This window comes from Pseudomonas sp. 14P_5.3_Bac1, assembly GCF_025466135.1.
Lineage (GTDB): Bacteria > Pseudomonadota > Gammaproteobacteria > Pseudomonadales > Pseudomonadaceae > Aquipseudomonas.
Genome location: NZ_JANLOF010000038.1, coordinates 139,220 through 162,366, shown reverse-complemented (window position 1 = coordinate 162,366; position 23,147 = coordinate 139,220). Strand labels below are relative to the sequence as shown.

Below are 23,147 nucleotides of genomic sequence, written 5' to 3'. Positions count from 1 at the left end.
CGATGCATCCCAATGATGATGACCGCACCCAGTTCATGCCGCGCCCGGGTGGCCGTGCGCCGGAACCTGCGCGTGCAGAGCCGGCGCCGCTGTCGGTGCCGGCCGCGCCGATCCTGACCGGCAAAAGCCAGGGCCTCAACCCGCTGGAAAGCGCCGCCGGCCCACTGTTGGCGCTGTTGACGCGGCTGCGCAACACCATCGCGCACCCGGCACCGGCCAGCCTGCGTGCGCAGTTGCTGGGTTACCTGCGCCAGTTCGAAGAGCGCGCCGAAGCCGCTGGCGTGGCGCGCAATGAAGTGCTGCTGGCGCGTTACGCGCTGTGCACCGCACTCGATGAAGCGGTGCTCAGTACGCCGTGGGGCAGCACCAGCGACTGGGGCAAGCAGAGCCTGCTGATCACGGTGCACAACGAAGCCTGGGGCGGTGAAAAAGTCTTCCAGTTGCTCGACCACTGCCTGCAAAGCCCGCGCGAGCGCCTGTACCTGCTGGAGCTGTTGTACCTGTGCATGTGCCTGGGTTTCGAGGGCCGTTACCGCGTGATGAACGACGGTCGCAGCCAGCTTGAAGCCTTGCGTGAACGCACCGCCGCCGCCATTCGCAGTGCGCGTGGCGAGCACGAGCGCGAGCTGTCGCCGCACTGGCGCGGCGTGACCGTGGCGCGTGATCGCCTGGCGCAATTCATGCCGCCGTGGATCGCCGTGGCCATCGGCCTGGCGCTGCTGCTGGCCTTGCTGTTCGGCTTGCGCATGAAACTGGCGTCGGATGCCGAGCCGGTGTTTAAGAACATTCATGCCCTGGGCGAGATCCCGGTGCAGGCCATCGACCGTCCGGTGGCGCAGCCCAAAGTCATCGAGCGGCCACGCTTGGCCGGTTTCCTGGTGGAAGACATCAAGGCGGGCCGCGTGGCGGTGGAAGACAAGGTCGACCGCTCGGTGGTGACGATCCGGGGCGATGAGCTGTTCGCCTCGGCCAGCTCCAGCATCGTCGATGACTATCAGCCGCTGATGCTGCGCATCGCCGACGCCATCCGCAAGGTCAAGGGGCAGGTGCGCGTCACCGGGCACAGCGATAACCGCCCGATTGCCACGCTGCGCTTCCCGTCCAACTGGGCGCTGTCCGAAGCCCGCGCCAAGTCGGTGCTGGAGATCCTGGCAGCCAAGACCGGCCAGGCAGACCGCTTCAGCGCCGAAGGCAGAAGTGACACCGAGCCTGTGGCCACTAACGCCACTGCAGAAGGCCGTGCCCGCAATCGTCGGGTTGAAATCACCGTATTGGCGGAGGGCGTCGAGTGAAGGCGTTTTTCAGTTTCATGATTCGCTGGGTGATTCCCGTGCTGGGCCTGATTGCCCTGAGCCTGATCATCTGGTTTGTGGGGCCGCTGCTCGATGTGCTGGTGCCAGAAGGGCGGCGCTGGGCGCTGATCATTCTGGTGTTTGCGGTGTGGATCGCGTATCGCGTGTTCCGCATTATCCAGGCCCGCCGCCAGGCCGCCGAAGTGATGCGCAGCCTGGCCGCGGAAACCCCGGTCGACCCCAACAGTGTCGCCACCGCCGAAGAACTCAGCACCCTGCGCCAGCGCATGGACGAGGCCCTGGCGCTGCTGAAAAAGGCCAAGCTCGGTGGCGATGAACGCCGCAACCTTTACGAGCTGCCGTGGTACGTGATCATCGGCCCGCCGGGTTCGGGCAAGACCACCGCGCTGGTCAATTCCGGCCTGCATTTCCCACTGGCTGCGCAATTGGGCGCGGGTGCGGTGCGGGGCGTCGGTGGCACGCGCAACTGCGATTGGTGGTTTACCGACCAAGCCGTTTTGCTCGACACCGCGGGCCGCTACACCACCCAGGACAGCAACTCGACGGTGGATAAGGCGGCGTGGCTGGGCTTTCTCGACCTGCTGAAAAAGCAGCGCTCGCGCCGCCCGATTGATGGCGCGTTTATCGCCATCAGCCTCTCGGATCTGCTGCTTGGCACGGACGCCGAACGGGCTGCCCATGCGGCCGCGATTCGCCTGCGTATTCAGGAGCTGTACACCCAGTTGGGCGTGCGTTTCCCGATTTACCTGATGCTGACCAAGCTCGACCTGGTGCCGGGCTTCATGGAGTTCTTCGACAACCTGAGCAAGGAAGAGCGCGCCCAGGTGTGGGGCATGACCTTTGCGCTCGATGACGGCAAGCACAGCGACAGCCCGTTGGCGACGCTGCAAAGCGAGTTCGCCGGCCTTGAGCAGCGCCTCAACGAACGGTTGGTGGAGCGCCTGCAACAGGAGCGCGACCCGGCCCGGCGCGACCTGATCTACGGCTTCCCGCAGCAGTTCGGCGCTTTGAAAGATTGCCTGCAAAGCTTCCTCGAAGGCGTGTTCAAACCCAATGCCTTTGAAGAGCGCGTGCTGCTGCGCGGCGTGTACTTCACCAGCGGCACCCAGGAAGGCAGCCCGATTGATCGCCTGATCGGCGCCATGGCGCAAAGCATGAACCTGGACCGCCAGCACCTGGCGCGCCAGAGCGGCACCGGGCGCAGCTATTTCATCGAAAAACTCTTCACCGCTGTGGCCTTCGCCGAGCGTGGGCTGGTGGGCGTGAACCCCAAAGTCGAGCGTCGACGCAAGTGGATCGCACGCGGCGTGCTGGCAGCCACCGTCGCCTTGGTGGTGGTAGTCAGTGGTTTGTGGTGGGTGAGTTATCGCGCCAACCAAGCGTATATCGCCCAGGTGGATCAGAAGGTCGCGCCGTTGGGCCAGGCTGTACAGAACCTCAGCCCGGCGCAGCGCGAAGTGCTCGCCGTACTGCCGTTGCTCAATGCGGTGAAGGGCCTCGCGGGTGATTCGCCAAGCTGGTCCGAAGGGCTGGGCCTGTACCAGGGCGACATGCTCGAAGCCGAATCTGCCAGCGTCTACCGCAAGCTGTTGATCGCCGTGTTTGCGCCTCGCCTGGTGACGCGCATCGAAGAACAACTGCACGGTGGCGGCAATTCCGATTTCCTGTACGAAGGTCTCAAGGCCTACCTGATGCTTGCCGATGCCGAGCATTACGACCCGGACTTCATCAAGGCCTGGATCGCTCTCGATTGGGACCGCAACCTGCCGCGCGACCTGCCGGCCGATCAGCGTCAGGCGCTGACCGAGCACTTGCAGGCGTTGTTCGAACGCCACCCGCCAAACGCGCGCCTGGACCCACGGCTGATTGATGACCTGCGGCGCCAACTGCAACAACTGCCGGTGGCCCAGCGCGTCTATGACCGGGTCAAGCGCCAGAAGCTGCCCGACGGCATCCCGGACTTTCGCATCAACGAAGCCGCAGGCCGCGATGCTGCGCTGGTGTTCAGCCGCAAAAGCGGCAAGCCGCTGGGTGAGCCGCTGAGTGGGTTCTTCACCGCCAAAGGGTATCGCCAGGCGTTCTTGCTAAGCAGCCTGAACCAGACCGGCACCCTCGCCGAAGAGCAATGGGTGCTGGGCCGTGAACAGGCCGACCAGCAGAACGTGGTCAGCCTCGCTGCGGACGTACGCCGCTTGTACTTCCAGGACTACCAGCGCCAATGGGACGCCTTGCTCGCCGACATCGACTTCGTGCCGATCACCAGCGTGGCCCAGGCGGCCGATGTACTGCGGGTGATTTCCGGCCCGACCTCGCCGCTGAAAAAACTGCTGGTGGCCGTGTCCAAGGAAACCGACCTGCAAGCCGAAGAGCGCCAATTGGCGGCCAAGGGCGTGCCGGTGGAAGGCGGCGTCGACAAGCTCAAGGAGCGCCTCGGCAGCCTGCTCGGCCAGGAACAACCGACCGCCAACGCACCGCAAGCGGCAGACGATCCGGTGACCGCGCACTTTGCCGAGCTCAACAGCATCGTCAGCAAGAATGAAGGCGAACCCGCCGCCATCGACGGCCTATTGGCAGACATGAACGCGCTGTACGTGCAGGTCAGTGCCATGGTCGGCGCCAGTGGCGACGCCTTGCTTGGTGAGGCCAAGAACCAGGCGGCGGCTGCGGCCACGCGGGTCAGCCTGAATGCCGAACGCCAGCCGCCGCTGGTACAGGGCATGGTCAAGTCGGTGGTCAACTCCACCACCAACAGCATGATGGGCGGCGTGCGTAACCAACTGAACGCGGCGTGGGTCAGTGAAGTGGTCAACGTGTACCGCCAGTCGCTGGCCGGGCGTTATCCGATGTCGCCGGGCAGCGCCCGCGACGCCACGCTGGATGACTTCGGCCAGTTCTTCGGCGTGGGCGGGGTGATGGACAACTATTTCCGCAAGTACCTGCAGCCTTACGTGGACACCTCCGCGCAGACCTGGCGCTGGCAGCCGGGCGCCGCGCAAAAGCTCGGGATTGCGCCAGGCGTATTGCAGACGTTCCAGCGTGCGGCGGCGATTCGTGATGCGTTTTTCCGCGCCGGTGGTACGCAGCCCATTGTGCGTTTCGAACTTAAACCGGTGTCGATGGACCCGACCATCACCCAGTTCCTGCTTGATCTGGATGGCCAGCAATTGAGCTACGACCACGGCCCAAGCCGCCCTGTTGCCATGCAATGGCCGAACCCCGGCAGCATCGGCGTGGTGCGTATTTCGATCATGCCGCCGTCGGCCAGTGGCCGTTCGGGCGTGACCCTGGACGGCCCGTGGGCCTGGTTCCGCTTGCTGGAACAGTCGGACCTCACCGCCGGCAACTCGCCGGACCGTTTCAACCTGCGCCTGCGGGTGGACGGGGCGAGCATCGCCTACGAGCTGCGCGCCAACAGCGCCTTCAACCCGTTCAAGAGCCGCGTACTCAGTGGCTTCAGCCTGCCGGAGCGGTTATGACGACGCTGGGTTTCTACGGCAAGTTGGCCAGCCGCGGTGACTTTGTCAGCCGCGCCTTGCCCCAGAGTTTTATCGGCCCGTGGGACAGCTGGCTGGCGGCAGGTCTGCTGGCCAGCCAGAACAGCCTGGGCGGCGACTGGCTCAATGTGTACCTGGTCAGCCCGTTGTGGCGCTTTGTGCTGGCGCCGGGTGTGTGCGGGCCGGACGCGGCGGCAGGTGTGGTCATGCCGAGCATTGACCGGGTCGGCCGGTATTTTCCGTTGGCGGTGGTGGCGTTGCTCGATCACGACACCAACCCCGCATCCCTGGTGGGCGGGCCGGACACCTGGTTTGAGCAGGCCGAAGAGCTGCTGCTCAGCACACTGGATGCCGGCGCGACCTTTGAAGGCTTCAACGATGGCATCGACAAACTCGGCATCCCGGCCAGTGAGCAACGCGCGGTGGACAGCCGCTTTGCCGGCCTGCAACGCGTTGCCGCCACCGTGCCCCATAGCCGCATGACCGCGCTCGCTGAACAGGCCTGCGAGGGCGCGAGCCTGTGGTGGGGGCGGGGTTCGCAGGTGATTTCCCCAGGTTTATTGCGGTGTCAGGGTTTGCCTGCCGCCGGCGATTTTGCGCAGTTTTTGCTCGGACAAGAAGGTGTGGTGTAGATGGGGGCGACGTTCAAATCCGCGAGCAAAAGCCATGTGGGCATGGTCCGCCAGGTCAATGAAGACGCCTGCCTGGACTTGCCGGAAAACCGTCTGTGGGTGGTGGCCGACGGCATGGGCGGGCACGCGGCGGGCGACTACGTCAGCAGCCTGATCGTCGACAGCCTGCGTGCTGTGCCGGTGGGGCGTTCCCTCGACGAATATTCGGCGGCCCTGCGCAATGACCTGATCCGCATCAACGCAACCGTGCGCGAAGAAACCGCCAATCGTGGCGTGACCATGATGGGCAGCACCGTGGTGGTCCTGGCCGCACGCGGCTTGCGCGGCGTGTGTTTGTGGGCCGGCGACAGCCGCCTGTACCGCCTGCGCGACGGCGTGTTGGAAGGCATTTCCCGCGACCACAGCTACGTGCAGGACCTGCAAGACAGCGGCTTGCTCAGCGAAGCCGATGCCCGTGTGCACCCTCGCGCCAATATCGTCACCCGCGCGATCGGCGTGGAGGCGCAGTTGGAGGTGGCGGTGGTCGACCTGCTGATTGCGCCCGGTGACAGCTACCTGCTGTGCAGCGACGGCCTGAACAAGACCGTCGAGGATCATGAAATCCGCGAAGTGCTGGGCCATGACGCGCCGGATGAAATCGTGCGCAGCCTGGTGCACCTGGGCCTCAACCGGGGCGCGCCGGACAACATCACCGCCATTGTCGTGAAGGTTTCGCCATGAACATCGTGATTCCGGGTTATGACATCGAAGGCGAGATCGGCGAAGGCGCCATGGCCAGCGTGTACCTGGCGACCCAGCGTTCGCTGGAGCGCAAGGTGGCGTTGAAAGTGATGGCGGCGGCGCTGGCGGCGGACCCAAGTTTTTGCGAGCGTTTCCTGCGCGAGGGCAAGACCCTGGCGCGCCTGTCGCACCCGCACACGGTGACCATCCATGACATCGGCAACGTCGGTGAGCTGTATTACATGGCCATGGAATACCTGCCCAACGGCACGCTCAAAGAGCGCATTGCCGCCGGCCTGACACCGGAGCAGGGCGTGACGTTGATCCGCCAGATCGCCTCGGCGCTGGGCTATGCGCATGCCCAAGGCCTGGTGCACCGTGACGTCAAGCCGGCGAACATTCTGTTCCGCGCTGACGGCACGGCCGTGCTGTCGGACTTTGGCATCGCCAAGTCTCTGGATGACCGTACCCAGTTCACTCAAGCCGGGTTTGCCGTGGGCACGCCGAGCTATATGAGCCCGGAGCAGGCGCGGGGCCAGGAGATTGATGGCCGCGCTGACCTCTACGCACTCGGCGTGGTGCTCTATGAAATCCTCGTCGGCGAGTTGCCTTACAGCGGCACCGATGCCCTGTCCACGGCGCTGGCGCACCTGACCGAACCGCTGCCGGAATTGCCGGTGCACCACGGCCGTTATCAGGAGGTGTTGCGCAAGCTGTTGGCCAAGGACCCGGCGGAGCGTTTCCCGGACGCAGCGGCGTTGCTGCGCGCGCTGGACCAACTGCCGGCCGACTCGCCGGAAGCCACGCTGGTGCGGCCGTTGCCGATTCCGCTGAGCTTCGACCTGGCGGGCATGACGCCGGTGTCTATCGACATTCCGACCGACAAACCCCAGCCGCAGCCGGTGCGCCAACCTGTGGTGACGCCGACCCAACACAGCAACGTGTCCGAGCAGCGCCGTGGGCCGGTGCTGGCCTTGGCTGCAGTCGCAGTAGCTGTCGCGCTTGCCGTCGGTGGCGCGAGCTACTGGTGGTTGAGCCGCGGCGATACGCCAGCGGTGCCGCCCGCTGCGGTGGTGCCGAAAACGCCCGCGCCCCCTGAAGTAAAAACGGCTGTGGCCGATGCGGACGGCGGCCAGCGCCCCTTGCTGATGGCGGGCAAGAAGACCCTGTTCCAGCGGGTGCTGAGCAAGCCGGGCGCCAAGCTGTCCCACGATGCCGGTGGTGCTTCCGACGAGGGGCTGCCGGCGTTTTCCGTGCTCTACGTTTACCAGCGCAAAGACGTCGATGGCAGCCCGTGGCTGCGTGTCGGTGCCGCCACCGATGGGCGCAGCGACGGCTGGTTGCCGGCCGCCCAGGTCAGCGACTGGAAGCAAAGCCTGGTGCTCAAATTCACCGAGCGCTCGGGCCGGGCGCCGGTGATGTTCCTGCGCCAATCCAGCGAGGTGGAAAAACTGTTGGCCGACCCTGCGGCCGCCAAAGGCGTTCTGGCCAAGGCGCAGAAGAACAGCGAAGACAATCAACTGGTGTTGGCGCTGGAGCCGACGGCCAGCGCGGTGCCGCAGGACCAGTTCTACCTGCTGCCGATTTTCGACTCCAAAGAGAGCTTCGACGAAAACGGCCAGCCGGTGCAGTTGCTCAATGTGGCCTCTATCGACCCCGGCAGCAGCGCGGCTGCCAAGCCGGCCGCCCGAGCGATCAACAGCAGCGCCGACGCCTTCCGCACCGCCGTGGTGCTGGTGGTGGACACCACTGTGTCGATGCAGCCTTACATCGACCAAGTCCGCGACGTGGTGCACGAGCTGCAAACCCGTATCGCCGAGCGCGGTGAGCTGGACAGCGTCAGCTTCGGGCTGGTGGGTTTTCGCAACAGCATCAAGAAAACCCCAGGGCTTGAATATGTCGCCAAGACGCTGATCAGCCTCGATCAGGGCCGCGACCCGCAGCGCTTTCTCGACATGGCGCGGCAGGTCAAAGCCTCCACCGTGTCCAGCCACTCGTTCAACGAAGACGCGTTTGCCGGGGTGATGCAGGCCGTGGATGGCATGGACTGGTCCGGCTACGGTGGGCGCATCATCCTGCTGGTCACCGACGCTGGCGCACTGCGCAAGAACGATCCGTTTGCCGCCACCCAGATGAACGAAGCCGAGGTGCGCCAGGCCGCGCTGGGCAAGCAGATCAAGATCTACGCCCTGCACCTGCGCACCGACGCCGGCAAGAAAACCCATGCCGGTGCCGAAACCCAGTACCGCGTGCTCACCGCCGACGCCAACCCGCAGATCGGCGACCTCTATACGCCGGTGCCGGGCGGTGATGTGCGCAAGCTGGGTGAGCGTGTCGATGAGATCGGCAGCGTGTTCGCCAACCTCGTGCATCAGGTGCGCAGCAACACGCCGCAGCCGGTGCCGCTGCTGAGCGCCGCGCCGACCTTGGCCGACAAGTCCGCGGCCGTCGGCTACGCCATGCACATGGATTTCCTCGGCCGCAAAACCGCGAGCCAGGCGCCGCAACTGGTCAGCGCCTGGACCGCCGACCGCGACCTGACCAACCCGGCGCTGCCGGCGTTCCAGGTGTGCGTGATGCTGACCAAATTGCAGCTCAACGACCTGCAGCAGTCGCTGAAACTGATCGTCGATGCGGCGCGCAAGACCCAGACCTCGCCCAAGGATTTCTTCCAGGAAATCGCCAGTGCGTCGGCCTACATGAGCCGCGACCCACAGGCGCTGCGCAAGGGCGGCAACCTGGCCGACGGCGGCATCCTTGGCGAATACCTGGAAGGCCTGCCGTACCGCAGCAAGTCGCTGAACATGACCCAGGATTTGTGGTTGTCGTTGAGCGTGGCCGAGCAGGAAGACTTTATCGACGAGCTGGATTCGAAAATCCGCCTCTACGAAACCTTTCACAATGACGTGGCCAACTGGGTCCGTTTCGGCGATGCCGAGCCGGGCGATGCGTTGTACCGCGTGCCCTTGTCGACGCTGCCGTGATGCTGAACCTGAGCGCAGTGCACAAAAGCCGCGGCGTTGGCAGCCAGCGCTACAGCCTGGTGATTCCTGCGCTGGCGCTGCGCGCGGGTGAGCAGTTGGCAATCGTCGGGCCGAGCGGCTGTGGCAAAAGCACCTTGCTCGACGTGCTGGCGCTGGTGTTGGCGCCGGATCAGGTTGGCCGGTTTGAATTTGATCAGGTCGATGTCGGCGCTCTGTGGCGCGCCGATCAGCAGTCGACGTTGGCCGCGCTGCGCAGCACGCACTTGGGCTATGTGCTGCAAACCGGCGGCCTGCTGGGTTTTCTCGATGTGCGCAGCAATATCGCCTTGTCCCGGCAACTGCTGGGGCTCAAGGACGACGGCAGCGTCGCGCGTTTGGCCGAGCAGTTGGAGATCAGCGATCAGTTGGGCAAGAAACCGGCTGCGCTGTCGGTGGGCCAACGCCAACGCGTGAGCTGCGCCCGTGCACTGGCCCACGCGCCGCAACTGGTGCTGGCGGATGAGCCGACGGCGTCGCTTGACCCGCTGAACGCCGAACGCGTGATGCAGGCGCTGCTGGCCCAGGCCCGCGAACATCGCGCGGCCTGCGTGATCGCCACCCATGACGAGCCGCTGGCCCGCGCCAGTGGTTTGCAGGTGCGGCGCATCAGTTGCCGCCGTGACACCGACGGCGGCGTCACGGCCACCCTCGGGGAGGCGTGCTGATGCGCATCGGTCTGGTGGCGTCCCTGGCCTGGCAGGATTACCGCAACGACGCCTGGCTGTCGGCCTGTTCGGTGTTGGCATTGGTGGCCGTGATCGCGCCATTGCTGGTGTTATTCGGCCTGAAATTTGGACTGGTTAGCAGTTTGACCGAACGCCTGGAGACCGACCCCGCAACCCGTGAAATTATTCCGTTGGGCGGCGGTCGATTCAACGCAGCGTTTATCGAGCAACTTGCCCAGCGTCGCGATGTGGCCTTCGCCGTGCCGCGTACCCGCCAGATTGCGGCGACCGCGCAGGTGGGCACGCTGACCCTGGAAATGCTGCCGACTGCACCGGGTGATCCGCTGCTCGTGGGGTTGCCGATGCCTCGGGGCCTGGACCAGATCGTGCTGAGCCACACCGCTGCAGAAAAACTCGCGGCGCGGCCTGGCGATTGGCTGGAGACCAGCTTTGCGCGGCAAGTGGCAGGGCGCGTCGAAGCCCAGCGCACGCGGTTGCAGGTGCTGGCGGTGCTGCCGCTGGAAGCGTTCGCGCGGGACGGTTTGTTTGCCGATTTGCGCCTGCTGGAAGCGGCGGAAGATTACCGCGACGGCCGCGCGGTGCCGGCGTTGAGTTGGGACGGTGACGCGGTCGGCGTGACTGAGCAGCGGGTTTATCCGGCGTTTCGTCTGTATGCCCGCCAACTCGCCGATGTGGAGCGGTTGCGGGTGTTTTTCGCCGGGCAGAACCTGTTGGTGTCGACCCAGGCGAACGCCATCGCCCAGGTGCAGTCGTTGAGCCGCAACCTGTCGATCGTGTTCTGGATCATCGCCGGGTTGGCCTTGGCGGGCGCATTTGCGGCGATCTTCGCCGGCGTGTTGGCCGCCGTGGCGCGCAAGCGTCGGGAATTGTCGGTGCTGCGCCTGCTGGGGTTTTCCACTGCTGGGCTGTTGCTGTTTGTGTTGCTGCAGGCGCTGTACAGCGCAGGGTTTGCCGCCGTGCTCAGTGCCGGGTTGTATGGCCTGGCCGAGGCGGGTTTGAACAAATTATTCGTGCAGGTGCCGGGCGAATACGCCTGTCACCTGTTGGCGCCTCATTACGCCCTGGCCCTGGCTGCAGTCCTCGGCGTCAGCGCCGTGGCGGCGGGTTGTGGCGGTTGGCGAGTGGCGCGTATCCAGGCTTCTGAAGGAATCAGAGATGTATAAGTTACTGGGCGCCGCGATGGCGCTGAGCTTGGCTTCAATGGCGTGGGCGGATGAGGCGAGTGACAAACTCGACAACCCCAAACCGTTGCCCGATGACGTGAGTCTGCCGCTGCCGTGCGAAGGCAACATGGTGTTCCGCTACGCCTATGTGCTGGCCCAGGGCACCCTGGATGACCGCGAGATCAGCCTCGGTTACCCCTTTGCCGAGGGTGAGGCGGGTTATCAGCAGTCGTTTATCTCCGGCTACCGACGCGACTTTATCAACGGCCAGTTCACGCTCAAGGATTTGCCCAAGGACTGGAACGCAGTCATTGCGCCCTTGATGCCGAAGACCGACGCCAAAACCCCGCTCAAGCCGATGCTGTACTTCATCGGCAAGTACGAAGTCACCGCGCGTCAGTATGCCCAAGTGATGTCCCAGGCACAGTCGCTCGCCAGTGGCGAGCCGGCGCCAGCGTGCGATGCGCCGACCGGCATGGCTGCACGCTTGCCCAAGGTGAAACTCTCGCGCTTTGAAGCCGAGCGCTTCTCGGCGGTGTACAGCGCCTGGTTGATGAAATACCACCGCGACTTGCTGCCGGTCAGTGGTCGTGGGTCTTCGGCCGAAGACGGTGGCCTCGGTTTTGTGCGCTTGCCCACCGAAGTGGAATGGGAATTCGCCGCGCGCGGTGGCCAGGCAGTGAGCCGTCAGGACCTCGAAGGGCGGCTGTTTCCGCGCCGTGTCGAAGGCAGCGAAAGCGACGGGCCGCTGGGTGATTACGCGGTGTTCAATCAAGTCGCCGGTGGTACAGGCCAGGCGGCACGCCTGATGCCCATCGGCACCAAATTGCCCAACCCGATTGGCATGTTCGATGTGATCGGCAATGCGGCGGAAATGGTCCAGGAATCGTTCCAACTGGTGCACGCCGGGCGCCGTCAGGGCACCTACGGCGGCTTTGTGGTCAAGGGCGGCAACTACCTGGAAGGCGAGGGCACGCTGTTCACTGGCATGCGCCGCGAATACCCGCTGTTCGCCGCCGACGGCACCGAGCAGAGCAACGAGACCACCGGTTTTCGCGTGGCGATTGGGGCGTTGTCCGCGCCGCGTTCGCGCTACAAGGAGCTGTTCGCGCAGTGGCAGAAAGAAGGCCGTCTGGCCTCGCTGACCGACGCCATCGACGACGCCCAGGACCCGACCAAGCGCCTGGACAGCATCATCGCCGCCAGCGTCGATCCCAAGCTGCAAGCCGAACTGGGCCTGGTCAACGAAGAACTCAAGCGCAACGTCTCGCTGATCGCCCAGCAACGCGAAGAGGCGGCAGGCAACCTTATTCAATCGGCCGCGCTGGTGGCCGAGACCATCAGCAACTACAACATCCGCCTGATGAACTTGCAGAAGAGTCGTCAGCAGGCTCTGGACAACAAGGACGCGGCCAGCGCGCAGCTGTTTGCCACGGCCATCGACAATGGCCGCAGCGCGCTCGACGGCGCGGTGGCGATCTACATCGACAACCTGGCCACCGGCACGCGCTACACCGACGCGGTGATCCAGGCGCAGTTTCAACGAATCAAGGAAGAGTTGGATCGCAAGCCAGTGCTCGGCAAGAGCCTGGTGACGCGCGCGACACTGTTCGTTCGCCATGTCGGCAACTACCGCAAACAACAGCGGGCCGACCCGGCAACGATTTTGAAGGAATTGCTCGCAGCGAGCGGTCAGCGGTCTTGATCGCTGGTTGTATGGCGAGCTTGGAAGGGACTCAGGCGGCGGTGGGCCGTGCTGGGCAAGTCAAACTTAACAGAGAACACACCTATGCTTTTTTCCCGTAAGGCGGTTTCCAAGCGTCACTTGCTGCTGATCGCGGCTGGTTTCAGCACCGTGTTGACTGGCTGCGCCACGTCGCCGGCGTCCAAGGTCGCGTCGAGCACCAAGGTCGAGTACTACCCGAACTGCTACGAGCCAGTGCAGCACCTGCGCGCGACCGACTCGGACATGACCAAGTCGGTTGTTACCGGTGCGGCCATCGGCGCTGCCGGCGGTGCTCTGCTGGGCGCGCTGACCGGCGACTCCGACAAGCGCGGCCGTAACGCCGCCATCGGTGCCGCGGGCGGCGCCCTGGCGGGTGGCGCGGCGGGTTACTACACCGAGCGTCAGAAGCAGATCAGCGATGACAACCAGCGCATTGCGTCCTACGCGGCTGACGTCAACAAAAGCGCCTCGGACATCGATCGCAGCACCGCATACGCCAAGGCGTCCCAGCAGTGCTACCAGAGCGCATTCACCAAGCTGGTGGCTGATCGTAAAGCCAAGACCGTCAACGACACCGAAGGCCGCAAGCGCCTGGCGGAAATCGTTTCCGGCCTCAAGGAGTCCAATGACCTGATCGTCGCGGTCAACGGCAAAGCCAGCGAAGACCTGAACAACTACACCCAGGCGTACGAGCAAGACCTGCAACAAGTGGGTGTGCAGCGTGCCGACGTAGTGACCGTGGCCACCGCTGATACCACGCCGGTGGTGACGCCGGCCAAAGGCAAAAAAGCCGTCAAGCCGGCGAAAAAGGCAGCGCTGCCGACCGTGCCGAAAGAAGCGGTCGCCACCGAAAAAACCATCCAGACCGCGCAGACCAAGCAAGCTGAAAGCAAGCAGGTCGCCAGCGCCGGTAAAGCGCAGATCGAAGGCACTTGCCGCGATCCAAACCTGGCCGACTGGGCGCCGGTGCCTTGCCCTAACGTTTAAGTAACATGTTGCTATAAGCGTTAAACGCCAGCCGATCTCCCGCTAAAGCGCGAGATCGGTGGCGTTCTTCTAACAAATCGTTACACTGCTTCGGCCACTTAATAATGATACCGAGGCCGTGTGCATGAAATTTCGTCTTCTGCTGTGGGTGCTTGGCCTGATGATGGGCAAAGCCAGCCGCACCAATCCTGCTTTCCAGCAACAGCTGGGTGACAAAGACCTGGCGTTCCAGTTGCAGACCCTCGACGGCAAAGTTGCCCGTCACTTCATCGTTAAAGACCAGCGCATCACCAGCCGCTCAGGGGTCCACCCGCAGCCTGCGTTTGCTATCGCCTTCAAAGATGCCGCCTACGGCTTCGCCACGATGCAGGCGAAGAACAAGCAACTGGCGTTCATGACGGGGATTCAGGACAAGTCGATACAGATCAAGGGCAATCCGGCGCTGGTGATCTGGTTCCAGGGGCTGACCAAGTATTTGAAGCCGAAGAAAAAGAAGTAAGTCTTTCAGTTCGACCGAGTTGAGTTCATCGCCGGCAAGCCAGCTCCCATATATGACTGCATTCCAAAGGTGGAACTCGGTCGAATGTGGGAGCTGGCTTGCCGGCGATAGCGGTTTTTCAGGCGAAGCAGTTAACCCTGGCTGAACTGCGATGCCAGCTCACGCAACAGTACCTCGGCATCCAGTACTTTGCCGACCACTTCCTCAGCCTTGTCACGGCTCAAGCCCAAACGCTCAAGCAGTGCATCCGGAATCGCCTCATCCGGCCCGGAGCCAATGCCACGGCTGCGCAACAAGCGCACCGCCAGGCACACCAGGTTCGGGTATTCGGCATATTGCCCGTCGTAGGTGGGGTCGTGCTGGAAGCGCAGGGCGGTGGACAGTTCGTCCGGCATGTCCCAGTAGCGCATCAGCCAGGCACCGATCTGCTCGCGGCTGATGCCCAGCAAGTGTTGCTCGACATAGCTGTGGCACAGGTGCGGGTTGACCTCCAAGTGACGGCAGATCAGCGAGAAGTGCGGCGGAAACACGTGGGCCAGCAGCAGATAACCGAAGTTATGCAGCAGGCCGGCGAGGTAGGTCAGGCCGGCTTCCGGGCGCTGGGCGCGTGGCATGGCGCGGGTCAGGCCTTCGATCACGGCGGCGGTGTAGATTGACTGGTGCCAGTACGGCGTGGACTGATGCGGGTGGTCTTTGGGCAGGCTCAAGGTTTTACCCAGGGCCAGGCCCAACGCCAGGTTGATCACCAGATCAAAGCCCAGCACGCGCACGATGGCGTCTTCAACTGAACGAATTTTGCCTGGCGAGGCGTAGTACGGCGACGCGGCCCAGCTCACCACTTGGGCGGCCAGGGCCGGGTCGGTTTCCACTACGCCAGTGATGTCATCGATGGTGGCGTTGGGGTCGACGCGCAGCTTGATGATCTTCTGCGCGGTATCGGCCAGCGGTGGAATCTCGATGGTCGCTTCCAGGCGTTGCTGGATACGGCGGGCGGTGAACGCCTGCATCGCCTGAGTGATTTCCTCGCGGTCATCATTGGGGCGGTCGAGGTTCGGGCGAATGTTGCTCAACGGCTCGCCGAACTGCCCGGCGCTGGCTTTGGTGAGCATCGTCTTGAAGTCGCTGCTGGCGATTTCCAGCAGCAGCCCGGCTTCGCCTGAATGCACCAGCAGGCTCGGTTCGCTCAGCAGGCTGCCTTCGTACAGGCAGGGCGAACTGGTCAGGGCCGGCAGGCCTGGCAGCAGGCTCAACTCATGCTTGGCCAACATGCGCTCGATGCGATCCGGCGACACCGCGGTAAGGCGGCGGCCGGTGAGTTCGGCGAGTCGGTTGAGGTCGAGCAACTGGCTCTGCGGGAACAGCACCATGAGGGCGCCAACGGCATCTTCCAGCAAGACCGCCTGGACCTTTTGCGCGGGATTCAGGCCAGCCTGTTCGGCGACTTCCGTATAAGGAATGGCGAGCTTTGCGAGCAGAGCCCGAATGACCGGCGGGGCGGTCAGTGGGGCTGTGGCGAGGGCTACTTCTGACATGGCCTGATCCAATTTCTTACAGTCACCGAAGTATAACCAGCTTGATACAACTGTTGGTTGGATAAGTGAGTCAGGCGTCACACTTGGCCGTATTGCTGCCCATGCCGTAGCCAACGATCGAGCAACGGGCTGACGTGATCCGGCCAGCGTTCGAGCAGCGCTTGCGCCGCATCACGCACGGCGGGTAGCAGGTCAGCGTCGCGCATCAGGTCGGCGACCTTGAATTGCAGCAGGCCGGTCTGACGGGTGCCAAGCATTTCACCGGGGCCGCGCAGCTCGAGGTCTTTTTCGGCGATGACAAAGCCGTCGTTGGTTTCGCGCATGATGCCCAGGCGCTGACGACCGATCTGTGACAACGGTGGATGGTAGAGCAGCACGCAATGGCTGGCGGCGCTGCCCCGGCCGACGCGGCCGCGTAATTGGTGCAATTGGGCCAGGCCCAGGCGCTCGGGGTTTTCGATGATCATCAAGCTGGCGTTGGGCACGTCCACACCCACTTCGATCACCGTGGTGGCCACCAGCAATTGCAGGTTGCCCGCTTTGAACTCGGCCATCACCGCAGCTTTTTCCGCAGGCTTCATGCGGCCGTGGATCAGCCCGACCTTGAGTTCGCCCAGGGCACTGGTGAGGTCTTCATAGGTGGTTTCGGCGGCCTGGCAGGTCAGCTCCTCGGACTCTTCGATCAGCGTGCACACCCAGTAAGCCTGCCGGCCTTCGGCGCAGGCACCGCGCACGCGCTCGATCACTTCCACGCGGCGGGTGTCGGTGACCAGCACGGTGTTGACCGGGGTACGGCCGGGCGGCAGTTCGTCGAGGATCGAGGTGTCGAGGTCGGCGTAGGCGCTCATGGCCAAGGTGCGTGGGATCGGTGTTGCGGTCATGATCAACTGGTGCGGACTCATGCGCCCGCCCACGCCTTTTTGGCGCAGGGCCAAGCGCTGCTGCACGCCGAAGCGGTGCTGTTCGTCGATGATCACCAGCGCGAGGTTCTTGAATTTCACTTCGTCCTGGAACAGCGCATGGGTACCCACCACCATCGGTGCGCCATTGGCGATCTGTTCAAGCGCGGCCGCGCGCACCTTGCCCTTGAGTTTGCCGGCCAGCCACGCCACTTCCAGGCCCAGCGGCTCGAGCCAGCGCTTGAAGGTGATGAAGTGCTGTTCGGCGAGAATCTCGGTGGGCGCCATCAGCGCCACTTGGTAACCGGCTTCCAGTGCCTGCAAGGCGGCGAGGGCGGCGACCACGGTTTTGCCAGCGCCCACGTCACCCTGGATCAGGCGCAGCATCGGTTCTTTCTGACAGAGGTCGTAGGCGATTTCATTGCCAACCCGTTGCTGGGCCCCGGTGGGCGCAAAGCCCAGGTTCGCCAGGTATTGCGCAGGCAGGCGCGTGGCCTTGGGCATTGCTGGCGCGCGCAGGGAGCGCATGCTTTCGCGCAGGCGCTGCTGGGACAGCTGGTGAGTCAGCAGCTCTTCAAAGGCCAGGCGATGTTGCGCCCAGTGATGACCCAGGGCCAGCTCGTCGACATCGGCATCGGCGGGCGGGTGGTGCAGATAGCGGATGGCATCGTCCAGCGGCGCCAGTTGGTAATCGCGGGCCAGTTCCACCGGCAGCCAGTCAGGCAGGCTTTTGGGGCCGAGCATGGTCAAGGTCTGCATGCACAGTTGGCGCAGGCGTTGTTGGGTCAGGCCTTCGGTCAGCGGGTAGATCGGCGTGAGGGTGGTATCCACCGGCGGCGGTTCGTCGCCGGTAATGGCGCGGTATTCGGGGTGGTAAATTTCCAGGCCCGACGCGCCAGGCCGTGCCTCGCCGTAGCAACGCACGCGGGTGCCGCGCTTGAGGCCTTCCTTCTGGGCGTTGCTGAAATGGTAGAAGCGCAGGCTGAGGCCACCGGTGCCGTCCTGCAGGCGTACGACCAGGCTGCGGCGCTTGCCCATCACCACATCCGCGCCACTGACGGTGCCTTCGACCACCGCGTCCTGCCCCGGGCGCAAATGGCCGATGGGCACGACGCGCGTGCGGTCCTGATAGCGCAGGGGCAAGTGGAACAGCACGTCCTGGAGGTTCTCCAGGCCGACCTTGGCCAACTTCTCGGCCATGGCTTCACCGACACCCTTGAGTGCGGTGACCGACACGTGCGACAGCTCAGTCATACCCTGGCTTAGCTCGCAGCAGGCGGCTTGGCCACCGAGCACAGACGGATCGAGTCGGCGAGGATCTCAATGGCTTTCGGGCGTGGGAAGCTGGCGCGCCAGGCGATCGCCACGGTGCGGAATGGCACCGGCGGCGTGAGTGGGCGCACTTCGATCACGCCGGGGGCGTAGTGATGACTGTCCACTGCTGAGAGCGGCAAGATCGAAATACCCAGGCCGGACGCGACCATGTGGCGGATGGTTTCCAGCGAGCTGGATTCCACAGTGGTGTGCTTGGCGCCGTCGTTGCCCTTGGTCAGGGTCGGGCAGGCTTCGAGTACCTGGTCGCGGAAGCAGTGGCCTTCGCCGAGCAGCAACAGGCTCTTGTCGTTGAGCAGGCCGGCGTCGATGGTGTCTTTTTGCGTCCACGGGTGGGAGGCCGGCATCAACACGTAGAACGGCTCGTCGTAGAGCGGCAAGGTCAACACGTCCGCTTCGTTGAACGGCAGGGCGATGATGATCGCGTCCAGCTCGCCGTTGCGCAGTTTGTCGCGCAGCACGTGGGTGAAATTTTCTTCGATATACAGCGGCATCTGCGGCGCGACGCGGTGCAGTTGCGGAATCAAATGCGGGAACAGGTACGGGCCAACGGTATAGATGGCGCCGACTTTCAGCGGCGCAGTCAGCTGGTTCTTGCCGGCTTGGGCCAGCTCGCGAATGCTTTGGGCTTGTTCCAGCACCTTTTGGGCCTGGGCGACAATGCCTTCGCCCACTGGCGTGAGGCGTACGGCGCTCTTGCTGCGCTCGAAAATCAGCACACCGAGTTCGTCTTCAAGCTTTTTCACACCCACCGACAGCGTCGGCTGGCTGACATGGCAACGCTCGGCCGCGTGGCCGAAGTGCTGCTCTTGGGCGAGGGTCACGATGTAGCGTAATTCTGTAAGAGTCATAGCGGGCGTCCATGAGGTTGCGAGCCAAGCATACCGGCTGCAATCGATAGACGCACGTTATCAGAACTTTGCTGGGGATTGAGCGGGGAGTAGCTCGGATTTAACTGAAAAATGGATTTTTAGCGGCAACAAGCAAAATGTGGGAGCGCACTGGCTCGCGAATGTGCGGTGTCAGTGACGAATGTCTCGACTGACACTGCGCTTTCGCGAGCAAGCCCGCTCCCACATGGGCCCGCTTCGCAATCCTTAGCGGCGACGCTTCTCGATGTTGTAAACAAACGGCGCGACGATCTCGACGCTGCCGCCTTTCAACATGTCGGCCGGTGGCTTGGGCAATGGCTGGGCACGACGAATCATGTCCAGGGTCGCGCGGTCCAGGTCGGCGTTGCCGGAGCGGCCCACCAACTCGTAGGACAGCACATTGCCTTCGGCATCGACCACGAAGCGCAGGCGGTTAAGCCCTTCCTTGCCACGCTGTTGAGCGCCTGGCGGGTATTTCTTGTACTTCTGCAAGTGCGCCAGCAGGGTGCCTTCCCAGGACGCTTTTGCTGCTACCTGGGCTGGCGACGGGCCGGGCACGGGTTGAGCGGATTTTTCAGCCGGCGCATTGGTCGGTGGGGTTTCGCTCGGCGGCTCTTCGGAAGGCTTCTCCTTGGGCGGCTCGGGCTTTTTCTCCACAGGCTTGGGCGGCTGGGGTTTGGGCTTGGGCTTGACCGGCTTGGGCACCTGGATCGTTGGCTTGGGCGCCTCGGCCAGTTTCGGCAAAGGCGGCTCTTCCACTGGAGCTGGCGGCTGTGGCGGCGTGACCACCTTTGGCGGCGCGGGAGGCGGTGGTGCCGGCATCGGCGCCAGGTCGATGACCATGGCCGCCGGTGGCAGCGTCACCGGATGCGGCGCGGACCATTGAAGCGCGATGATGATCGCGACGGCATGCACGCCCAGCACGACGGCGAGGCTGGTGCCATAACGCGTCAGTTTGTGGCGCGTCGTGATCATTTCTTGGCTGCCGTCTCAAGTCCGACCAGGCCTACCTTGAGGTAGCCGGCTGCCCGCAGGGCATCCATCACGCTCATCAGGTCGCCGTAGTCCACGCCCTTGTCGGCCTGGAAGAAGATCGTCGTGTCTTTCTTGCCTTGGGTCTTGGCGTCGAGCACCGGGCCCAGGGTTTCAGCTTTGACTTCTTCTTCGCCCAGGAACAGGCGTTGGTCCGCCTTGACGCTGAGGAAGATCGGCTTCTCCGGACGCGGCGCAGGCTTGGCGCTGGAGGCGGGCAGATCGACCTTGATGTCCACGGTGGCCAACGGTGCCGCCACCATGAAGATGATCAGCAGCACCAGCATCACGTCAATAAACGGCGTGACGTTGATTTCGTGGTTCTCGACGAGTTCATCGTCGCCTTGATTCAAATGCAGGCCCATGGCCGATTACCCCACTTTCACCATGTGCGGTTGCGAGCTGCGCTCGGTAGGGGCGTGATCGAGGTCGCGGCTGACCAGCAGCAGGACTTCTGCCGACGCGTCCGATACCTGAGCCTTGTAGCCGGCAATCGAACGGGCGAAGACGTTGTAGATCACCACCGCAGGAATTGCGGCAACCAGGCCCAATGCGGTTGCCAGCAGGGCTTCGGCGATGCCTGGGGCAACGACGGCGAGGTTGGTGGTCTGGGTTTTGGCGATGCCGATGAAGCTGTTCATGATGCCCCACACGGTACCGAACAGACCGACGAACGGTGCGGTGGAACCGATAGTGGCCAGCACGCCGGTGCCGCTGCTCATGTTACGACCGCAGGCCGCCACCAAGCGCTCGAGGCGGAAGCTGACGCGTTCCTTGATGCCTTCTTTTTCGCGGGTGTTGACCGACAGGCGCATTTCTTCCAGCGCGTCGTGGACCAGCAGGTTGGCCAGGGTGCCCTTCTTGGTAGCGGTGTCGCTGGCTTCCTTGAGGGTGGTGGCTTTTTTCAGGTGGACGATTTCAGTGCGCAGACGACGCTTGGCGCCCAGCAGCTCGAAGCCCTTGGCGATCCAGATGGTCCAGGTAATGATCGAGGCGATGGCCAGGCCGATCATGACGGCTTTTACCACCACGTCAGCGTTCTGGTACATGCCCCACGGGGACAGGTCATGGGCCATGCCCAGGCTGTTGTCTTCTTCCAGTACAACACCGGAGTCGTCGGCAGGCGCAGGGGCTGCGGCCTGGGCCGGGTCGGTGGCCACAGGTGCTGCGGCAGGGGCTGGCGGCGTGGCTGCATTCTGCTGGGCCGCGGCCGGAGTGGCTGGGGCGGTCGCGTCAGCGAATGCGGCGGTCGGTGCCAGCAGAACGCTGAACAGCAGCGCAGCAATCGCACGCCAGGCGCGAGATGGGCTGAGAGGCTTGGTTGGCGAAGCGGGGTTTGTATTACGTGTCATGCTGGCCGGACCTGAGAGAAAAAAATGAGTGATCGTCCTGCCAGACCCTGATGGGTCGAGGACAAATGGGCGGTTATTATTGCAAGTAATTCTTGTTAACAAAAGTAATACAGTTACTTAATTTGTCCTTTTGCTGGCCGCTGGTCATCTTCGGCGGCTAATCTGCGCCTTTAAGAATGGAGTTCTGTGATGTCTGCGCCTTCTGTTGTGATTGCCGGTTGCGGCGATGTGGGTAGTCGGCTGGCTAGCCAATTGCTGGCCTCGGAATGGGAGGTTCATGGCCTGCGACGTGATATTTCACGCCTTCCAGAGGGTGTCATCGGCATCGCCGGTGACCTGTTCAAAAAGGATTGCCCTGACACTTGGCCAATCGGCGCAGTGGATTACCTGGTGTATTGCGCCGCTGCCACCGACCACGATGAGGCCGGCTATCGCGCGGCGTATGTGCAAGGGTTGCAGCATGTGTTGGAGTGGCTGAACGACTACGGCCAGGAGCCCAAGCATTTGCTGTTTGTGTCGAGCAGCAGTGTGTACGGCCAGCAGAAGGGTGAGTGGGTCGACGAAACGTCCGACACTCAAGCGAAAGGGTATTCCGGCCAGATCATGCTGGAAGCTGAGCAAGTGGCGCTCAATAGCGGTATTCCTGCGAGCATTGTGCGGTTGACCGGTATCTATGGGCCCGGCCGTGAATGGCTGCTGACCCAAGTGCGCCAAGGCTATCGCGTGGCGGTTGATCCCCCTTTATATGGCAACCGGATTCACGCGGATGACGCTGCCGGATTGCTGGCCTTCCTGCTGCGACATGTGGAGCAGGGCGGTTCGCTGGATAGCATCTACATCGGCGTTGACGATGCGCCCGCGCCCTTGGCAGAAGTGGTGGGTTGGTTGCGCGACTACCTGGGCGTGACCGAATGGGCTGACGACGCCAGTGTGCGCCGCGCCGGCAGCAAGCGATGCAGCAATGCCCGAGCCAAGGCGTTGGGCTGGGTGCCGACCTACCCGACTTATCGCGAAGGGTACGCGGCGATCCTTGAAGGTAAGTGCTAGATGTGAAAAAGGAGCCGTGAGGCTCCTTTTTTGTTACTGCTTTTCCAGCAGCCATTGGCGTGGCCCTGGGCTGAGCTGGGGGATTTCGTCTGGCTGGGAAAGGTTGATCGCCTGCAGAATTTCCAACTGTTTGCCGTAGCGCACGAAAATCCAGTCGTCGCCGACAGCGCCTTTGCTCAGATAGACGACGTCATTGCCGGCACCTTGAGTGGCGCAATCGCCTCCTAGGCACAGTTCGTAGCGGTCATTATTGCCCAGGCCGGACACGCCGCCATCGGCGCTGAACCTCACAAGGTTGCCTGTGCCTTGGCCTTCAATAATTTTCCACTGACCGCCCATGTAGGCTGAGTTCAGGGCTTGCCTGAACGTGGTGCCCCACTTGGCACCTGCGGCAGCGGGTTGGATGGGGCGGCTAAACGTTTGGCCTGCGTGAATCTTGCTGGTCTGTTGGACCAGTTGCTCGCCGTTCAATTGCAATTCGTCGCTGCCATGGCCGTCGTAATCCACCGACCAAATGCCAGGCGCCTTCGGCAGCAGCTGGCCTTCACCCACCTCGAACGCAGTGCTCAATTGCGCTTTGCCGGTACGGGTGTCGATGTTCCATTCCAGGTTCATGCCGTTGGCGTCCAGGGCTTTAAGCAGCGGCCGCCCAGGGGCGGCGGTATCGATGGCGGCCTGGTTGATCCATAGCCCGCTGATGTCCGCGGTTTGCTGCTGTATCTGCGTGCAGCCGCCCAGCAGGATCAGGCTGATGAGGAGTAGCGTGTGCATGGAGTGGCCCGTCTGCTGGTGAAAAAACCATGGCGCAGACTAAAGAAAAAGGAGCCCGTGGGCTCCT

Annotated in this window: 18 protein-coding genes; 11 read left to right on the top strand and 7 right to left on the bottom strand. The window is 63.5% G+C overall.

Annotated elements, in window-relative coordinates; genetic code table 11:
- Nucleotides 1-2 precede the first annotated feature (2 nt).
- The 10 genes from NTD89_RS09420 (at nucleotide 3) to NTD89_RS09375 (ending at nucleotide 14,243) form a co-directional block, all read left to right on the top strand.
- Nucleotides 3-1,292, top strand: coding sequence for a DotU family type VI secretion system protein (locus tag NTD89_RS09420; RefSeq protein ID WP_145158185.1), 1,290 nt, complete (start codon nucleotides 3-5; stop codon nucleotides 1,290-1,292).
- Nucleotides 1,289-4,789, top strand: a complete 3,501-nt coding sequence (gene tssM / locus NTD89_RS09415) for a type VI secretion system membrane subunit TssM (protein ID WP_262207246.1) — start codon at nucleotides 1,289-1,291, stop codon at nucleotides 4,787-4,789. The genes NTD89_RS09420 and tssM overlap by 4 nt, the downstream gene beginning before the upstream one ends.
- Nucleotides 4,786-5,439, top strand: a complete 654-nt coding sequence (gene tagF / locus NTD89_RS09410) for a type VI secretion system-associated protein TagF (RefSeq protein WP_262207243.1) — start codon at nucleotides 4,786-4,788, stop codon at nucleotides 5,437-5,439. The genes tssM and tagF overlap by 4 nt, the downstream gene beginning before the upstream one ends.
- Nucleotides 5,440-6,159 (top strand): PP2C family protein-serine/threonine phosphatase, encoded by a 720-nt coding sequence (locus tag NTD89_RS09405; RefSeq protein WP_106575876.1) that lies wholly within the window; start codon nucleotides 5,440-5,442, stop codon nucleotides 6,157-6,159.
- Nucleotides 6,156-9,143: a serine/threonine-protein kinase gene (locus NTD89_RS09400; protein WP_262207241.1), complete on the top strand. Its 2,988-nt coding sequence runs from the start codon at nucleotides 6,156-6,158 to the stop codon at nucleotides 9,141-9,143. The genes NTD89_RS09405 and NTD89_RS09400 overlap by 4 nt, the downstream gene beginning before the upstream one ends.
- The gene (locus NTD89_RS09395; RefSeq protein ID WP_242199859.1) at nucleotides 9,143-9,847 is read left to right on the top strand and encodes an ABC transporter ATP-binding protein; all 705 of its coding nucleotides are present in this window, start codon (nucleotides 9,143-9,145) and stop codon (nucleotides 9,845-9,847) included. Before NTD89_RS09400 ends, NTD89_RS09395 begins: the two co-directional genes overlap by 1 nt.
- Nucleotides 9,847-11,031: an ABC transporter permease gene (locus NTD89_RS09390; RefSeq protein ID WP_262207239.1), complete on the top strand. Its 1,185-nt coding sequence runs from the start codon at nucleotides 9,847-9,849 to the stop codon at nucleotides 11,029-11,031. Before NTD89_RS09395 ends, NTD89_RS09390 begins: the two co-directional genes overlap by 1 nt.
- Nucleotides 11,024-12,736: a formylglycine-generating enzyme family protein gene (locus tag NTD89_RS09385; protein WP_242199564.1), complete on the top strand. Its 1,713-nt coding sequence runs from the start codon at nucleotides 11,024-11,026 to the stop codon at nucleotides 12,734-12,736. The genes NTD89_RS09390 and NTD89_RS09385 overlap by 8 nt, the downstream gene beginning before the upstream one ends.
- Nucleotides 12,737-12,820: 84 nt before the next feature.
- The gene (gene tagQ / locus NTD89_RS09380; protein ID WP_106575871.1) at nucleotides 12,821-13,744 is read left to right on the top strand and encodes a type VI secretion system-associated lipoprotein TagQ; all 924 of its coding nucleotides are present in this window, start codon (nucleotides 12,821-12,823) and stop codon (nucleotides 13,742-13,744) included.
- Between the two features lie 124 nt (nucleotides 13,745-13,868).
- On the top strand, nucleotides 13,869-14,243 hold the full coding sequence (locus NTD89_RS09375; RefSeq protein WP_106575870.1) for a helicase: 375 nt from the start codon (nucleotides 13,869-13,871) through the stop codon (nucleotides 14,241-14,243).
- 131 nt (nucleotides 14,244-14,374) lie between these two features.
- Here the strand turns inward: NTD89_RS09375 and NTD89_RS09370 are convergent, their stop codons facing one another.
- The 6 genes from NTD89_RS09370 to exbB form a co-directional block, all read right to left on the bottom strand.
- Nucleotides 14,375-15,775, bottom strand: a complete 1,401-nt coding sequence (locus NTD89_RS09370) for an aminoacyl-tRNA deacylase and HDOD domain-containing protein (protein ID WP_119737208.1) — start codon at nucleotides 15,773-15,775, stop codon at nucleotides 14,375-14,377.
- 77 nt (nucleotides 15,776-15,852) lie between these two features.
- Nucleotides 15,853-17,928 (bottom strand): ATP-dependent DNA helicase RecG, encoded by a 2,076-nt coding sequence (gene recG, locus NTD89_RS09365; protein WP_262207237.1) that lies wholly within the window; start codon nucleotides 17,926-17,928, stop codon nucleotides 15,853-15,855.
- A gap of 8 nt (nucleotides 17,929-17,936) precedes the next feature.
- Nucleotides 17,937-18,857 (bottom strand): hydrogen peroxide-inducible genes activator, encoded by a 921-nt coding sequence (locus tag NTD89_RS09360; protein WP_015886540.1) that lies wholly within the window; start codon nucleotides 18,855-18,857, stop codon nucleotides 17,937-17,939.
- 246 nt (nucleotides 18,858-19,103) lie between these two features.
- Nucleotides 19,104-19,853 carry an energy transducer TonB gene (locus NTD89_RS09355; protein ID WP_262207234.1) on the bottom strand — a complete coding sequence of 250 codons (750 nt, stop codon included), beginning with the start codon at nucleotides 19,851-19,853 and terminating at the stop codon, nucleotides 19,104-19,106.
- Nucleotides 19,850-20,275: a TonB system transport protein ExbD gene (exbD, locus tag NTD89_RS09350; RefSeq protein WP_003195519.1), complete on the bottom strand. Its 426-nt coding sequence runs from the start codon at nucleotides 20,273-20,275 to the stop codon at nucleotides 19,850-19,852. The genes NTD89_RS09355 and exbD overlap by 4 nt, the downstream gene beginning before the upstream one ends.
- A gap of 6 nt (nucleotides 20,276-20,281) precedes the next feature.
- A complete protein-coding gene (exbB, locus tag NTD89_RS09345) occupies nucleotides 20,282-21,262 on the bottom strand; it encodes a tonB-system energizer ExbB (protein WP_119737214.1) in 981 nt (326 codons plus the stop codon).
- 189 nt (nucleotides 21,263-21,451) lie between these two features.
- On the opposite strand from exbB, the gene NTD89_RS09340 reads away from it, so the two are divergent.
- Entirely contained in the window at nucleotides 21,452-22,309 is an 858-nt protein-coding gene (locus NTD89_RS09340; protein ID WP_242199568.1) for an SDR family oxidoreductase, read from the top strand.
- 33 nt (nucleotides 22,310-22,342) lie between these two features.
- On the opposite strand, the gene NTD89_RS09335 is transcribed toward NTD89_RS09340, so the two are convergent.
- Complete coding sequence (locus NTD89_RS09335) at nucleotides 22,343-23,080, bottom strand: hypothetical protein (protein ID WP_262207232.1); 738 nt, start codon at nucleotides 23,078-23,080, stop codon at nucleotides 22,343-22,345.
- Nucleotides 23,081-23,147: the final 67 nt, after the last annotated feature.

Bases quoted from the DNA above. Each gene is read 5' to 3' on its own strand.
- NTD89_RS09420 (WP_145158185.1), top strand. From the start codon at position 3: ATGCATCCCAATGATGATGACCGCACCCAGTTCATGCCGCGCCCGGGT.
- tagF (WP_262207243.1), top strand. From the start codon at position 4,786: ATGACGACGCTGGGTTTCTACGGCAAGTTGGCCAGCCGCGGTGACTTT.
- NTD89_RS09405 (WP_106575876.1), top strand. From the start codon at position 5,440: ATGGGGGCGACGTTCAAATCCGCGAGCAAAAGCCATGTGGGCATGGTC.
- NTD89_RS09400 (WP_262207241.1), top strand. From the start codon at position 6,156: ATGAACATCGTGATTCCGGGTTATGACATCGAAGGCGAGATCGGCGAA.
- NTD89_RS09395 (WP_242199859.1), top strand. From the start codon at position 9,143: ATGCTGAACCTGAGCGCAGTGCACAAAAGCCGCGGCGTTGGCAGCCAG.
- NTD89_RS09390 (WP_262207239.1), top strand. From the start codon at position 9,847: ATGCGCATCGGTCTGGTGGCGTCCCTGGCCTGGCAGGATTACCGCAAC.
- NTD89_RS09385 (WP_242199564.1), top strand. From the start codon at position 11,024: ATGTATAAGTTACTGGGCGCCGCGATGGCGCTGAGCTTGGCTTCAATG.
- tagQ (WP_106575871.1), top strand. From the start codon at position 12,821: ATGCTTTTTTCCCGTAAGGCGGTTTCCAAGCGTCACTTGCTGCTGATC.
- NTD89_RS09375 (WP_106575870.1), top strand. From the start codon at position 13,869: ATGAAATTTCGTCTTCTGCTGTGGGTGCTTGGCCTGATGATGGGCAAA.
- NTD89_RS09370 (WP_119737208.1), bottom strand. From the start codon at position 15,775: ATGTCAGAAGTAGCCCTCGCCACAGCCCCACTGACCGCCCCGCCGGTC.
- recG (WP_262207237.1), bottom strand. From the start codon at position 17,928: ATGACTGAGCTGTCGCACGTGTCGGTCACCGCACTCAAGGGTGTCGGT.
- NTD89_RS09360 (WP_015886540.1), bottom strand. From the start codon at position 18,857: ATGACTCTTACAGAATTACGCTACATCGTGACCCTCGCCCAAGAGCAG.
- NTD89_RS09355 (WP_262207234.1), bottom strand. From the start codon at position 19,853: ATGATCACGACGCGCCACAAACTGACGCGTTATGGCACCAGCCTCGCC.
- exbD (WP_003195519.1), bottom strand. From the start codon at position 20,275: ATGGGCCTGCATTTGAATCAAGGCGACGATGAACTCGTCGAGAACCAC.
- exbB (WP_119737214.1), bottom strand. From the start codon at position 21,262: ATGACACGTAATACAAACCCCGCTTCGCCAACCAAGCCTCTCAGCCCA.
- NTD89_RS09340 (WP_242199568.1), top strand. From the start codon at position 21,452: ATGTCTGCGCCTTCTGTTGTGATTGCCGGTTGCGGCGATGTGGGTAGT.
- NTD89_RS09335 (WP_262207232.1), bottom strand. From the start codon at position 23,080: ATGCACACGCTACTCCTCATCAGCCTGATCCTGCTGGGCGGCTGCACG.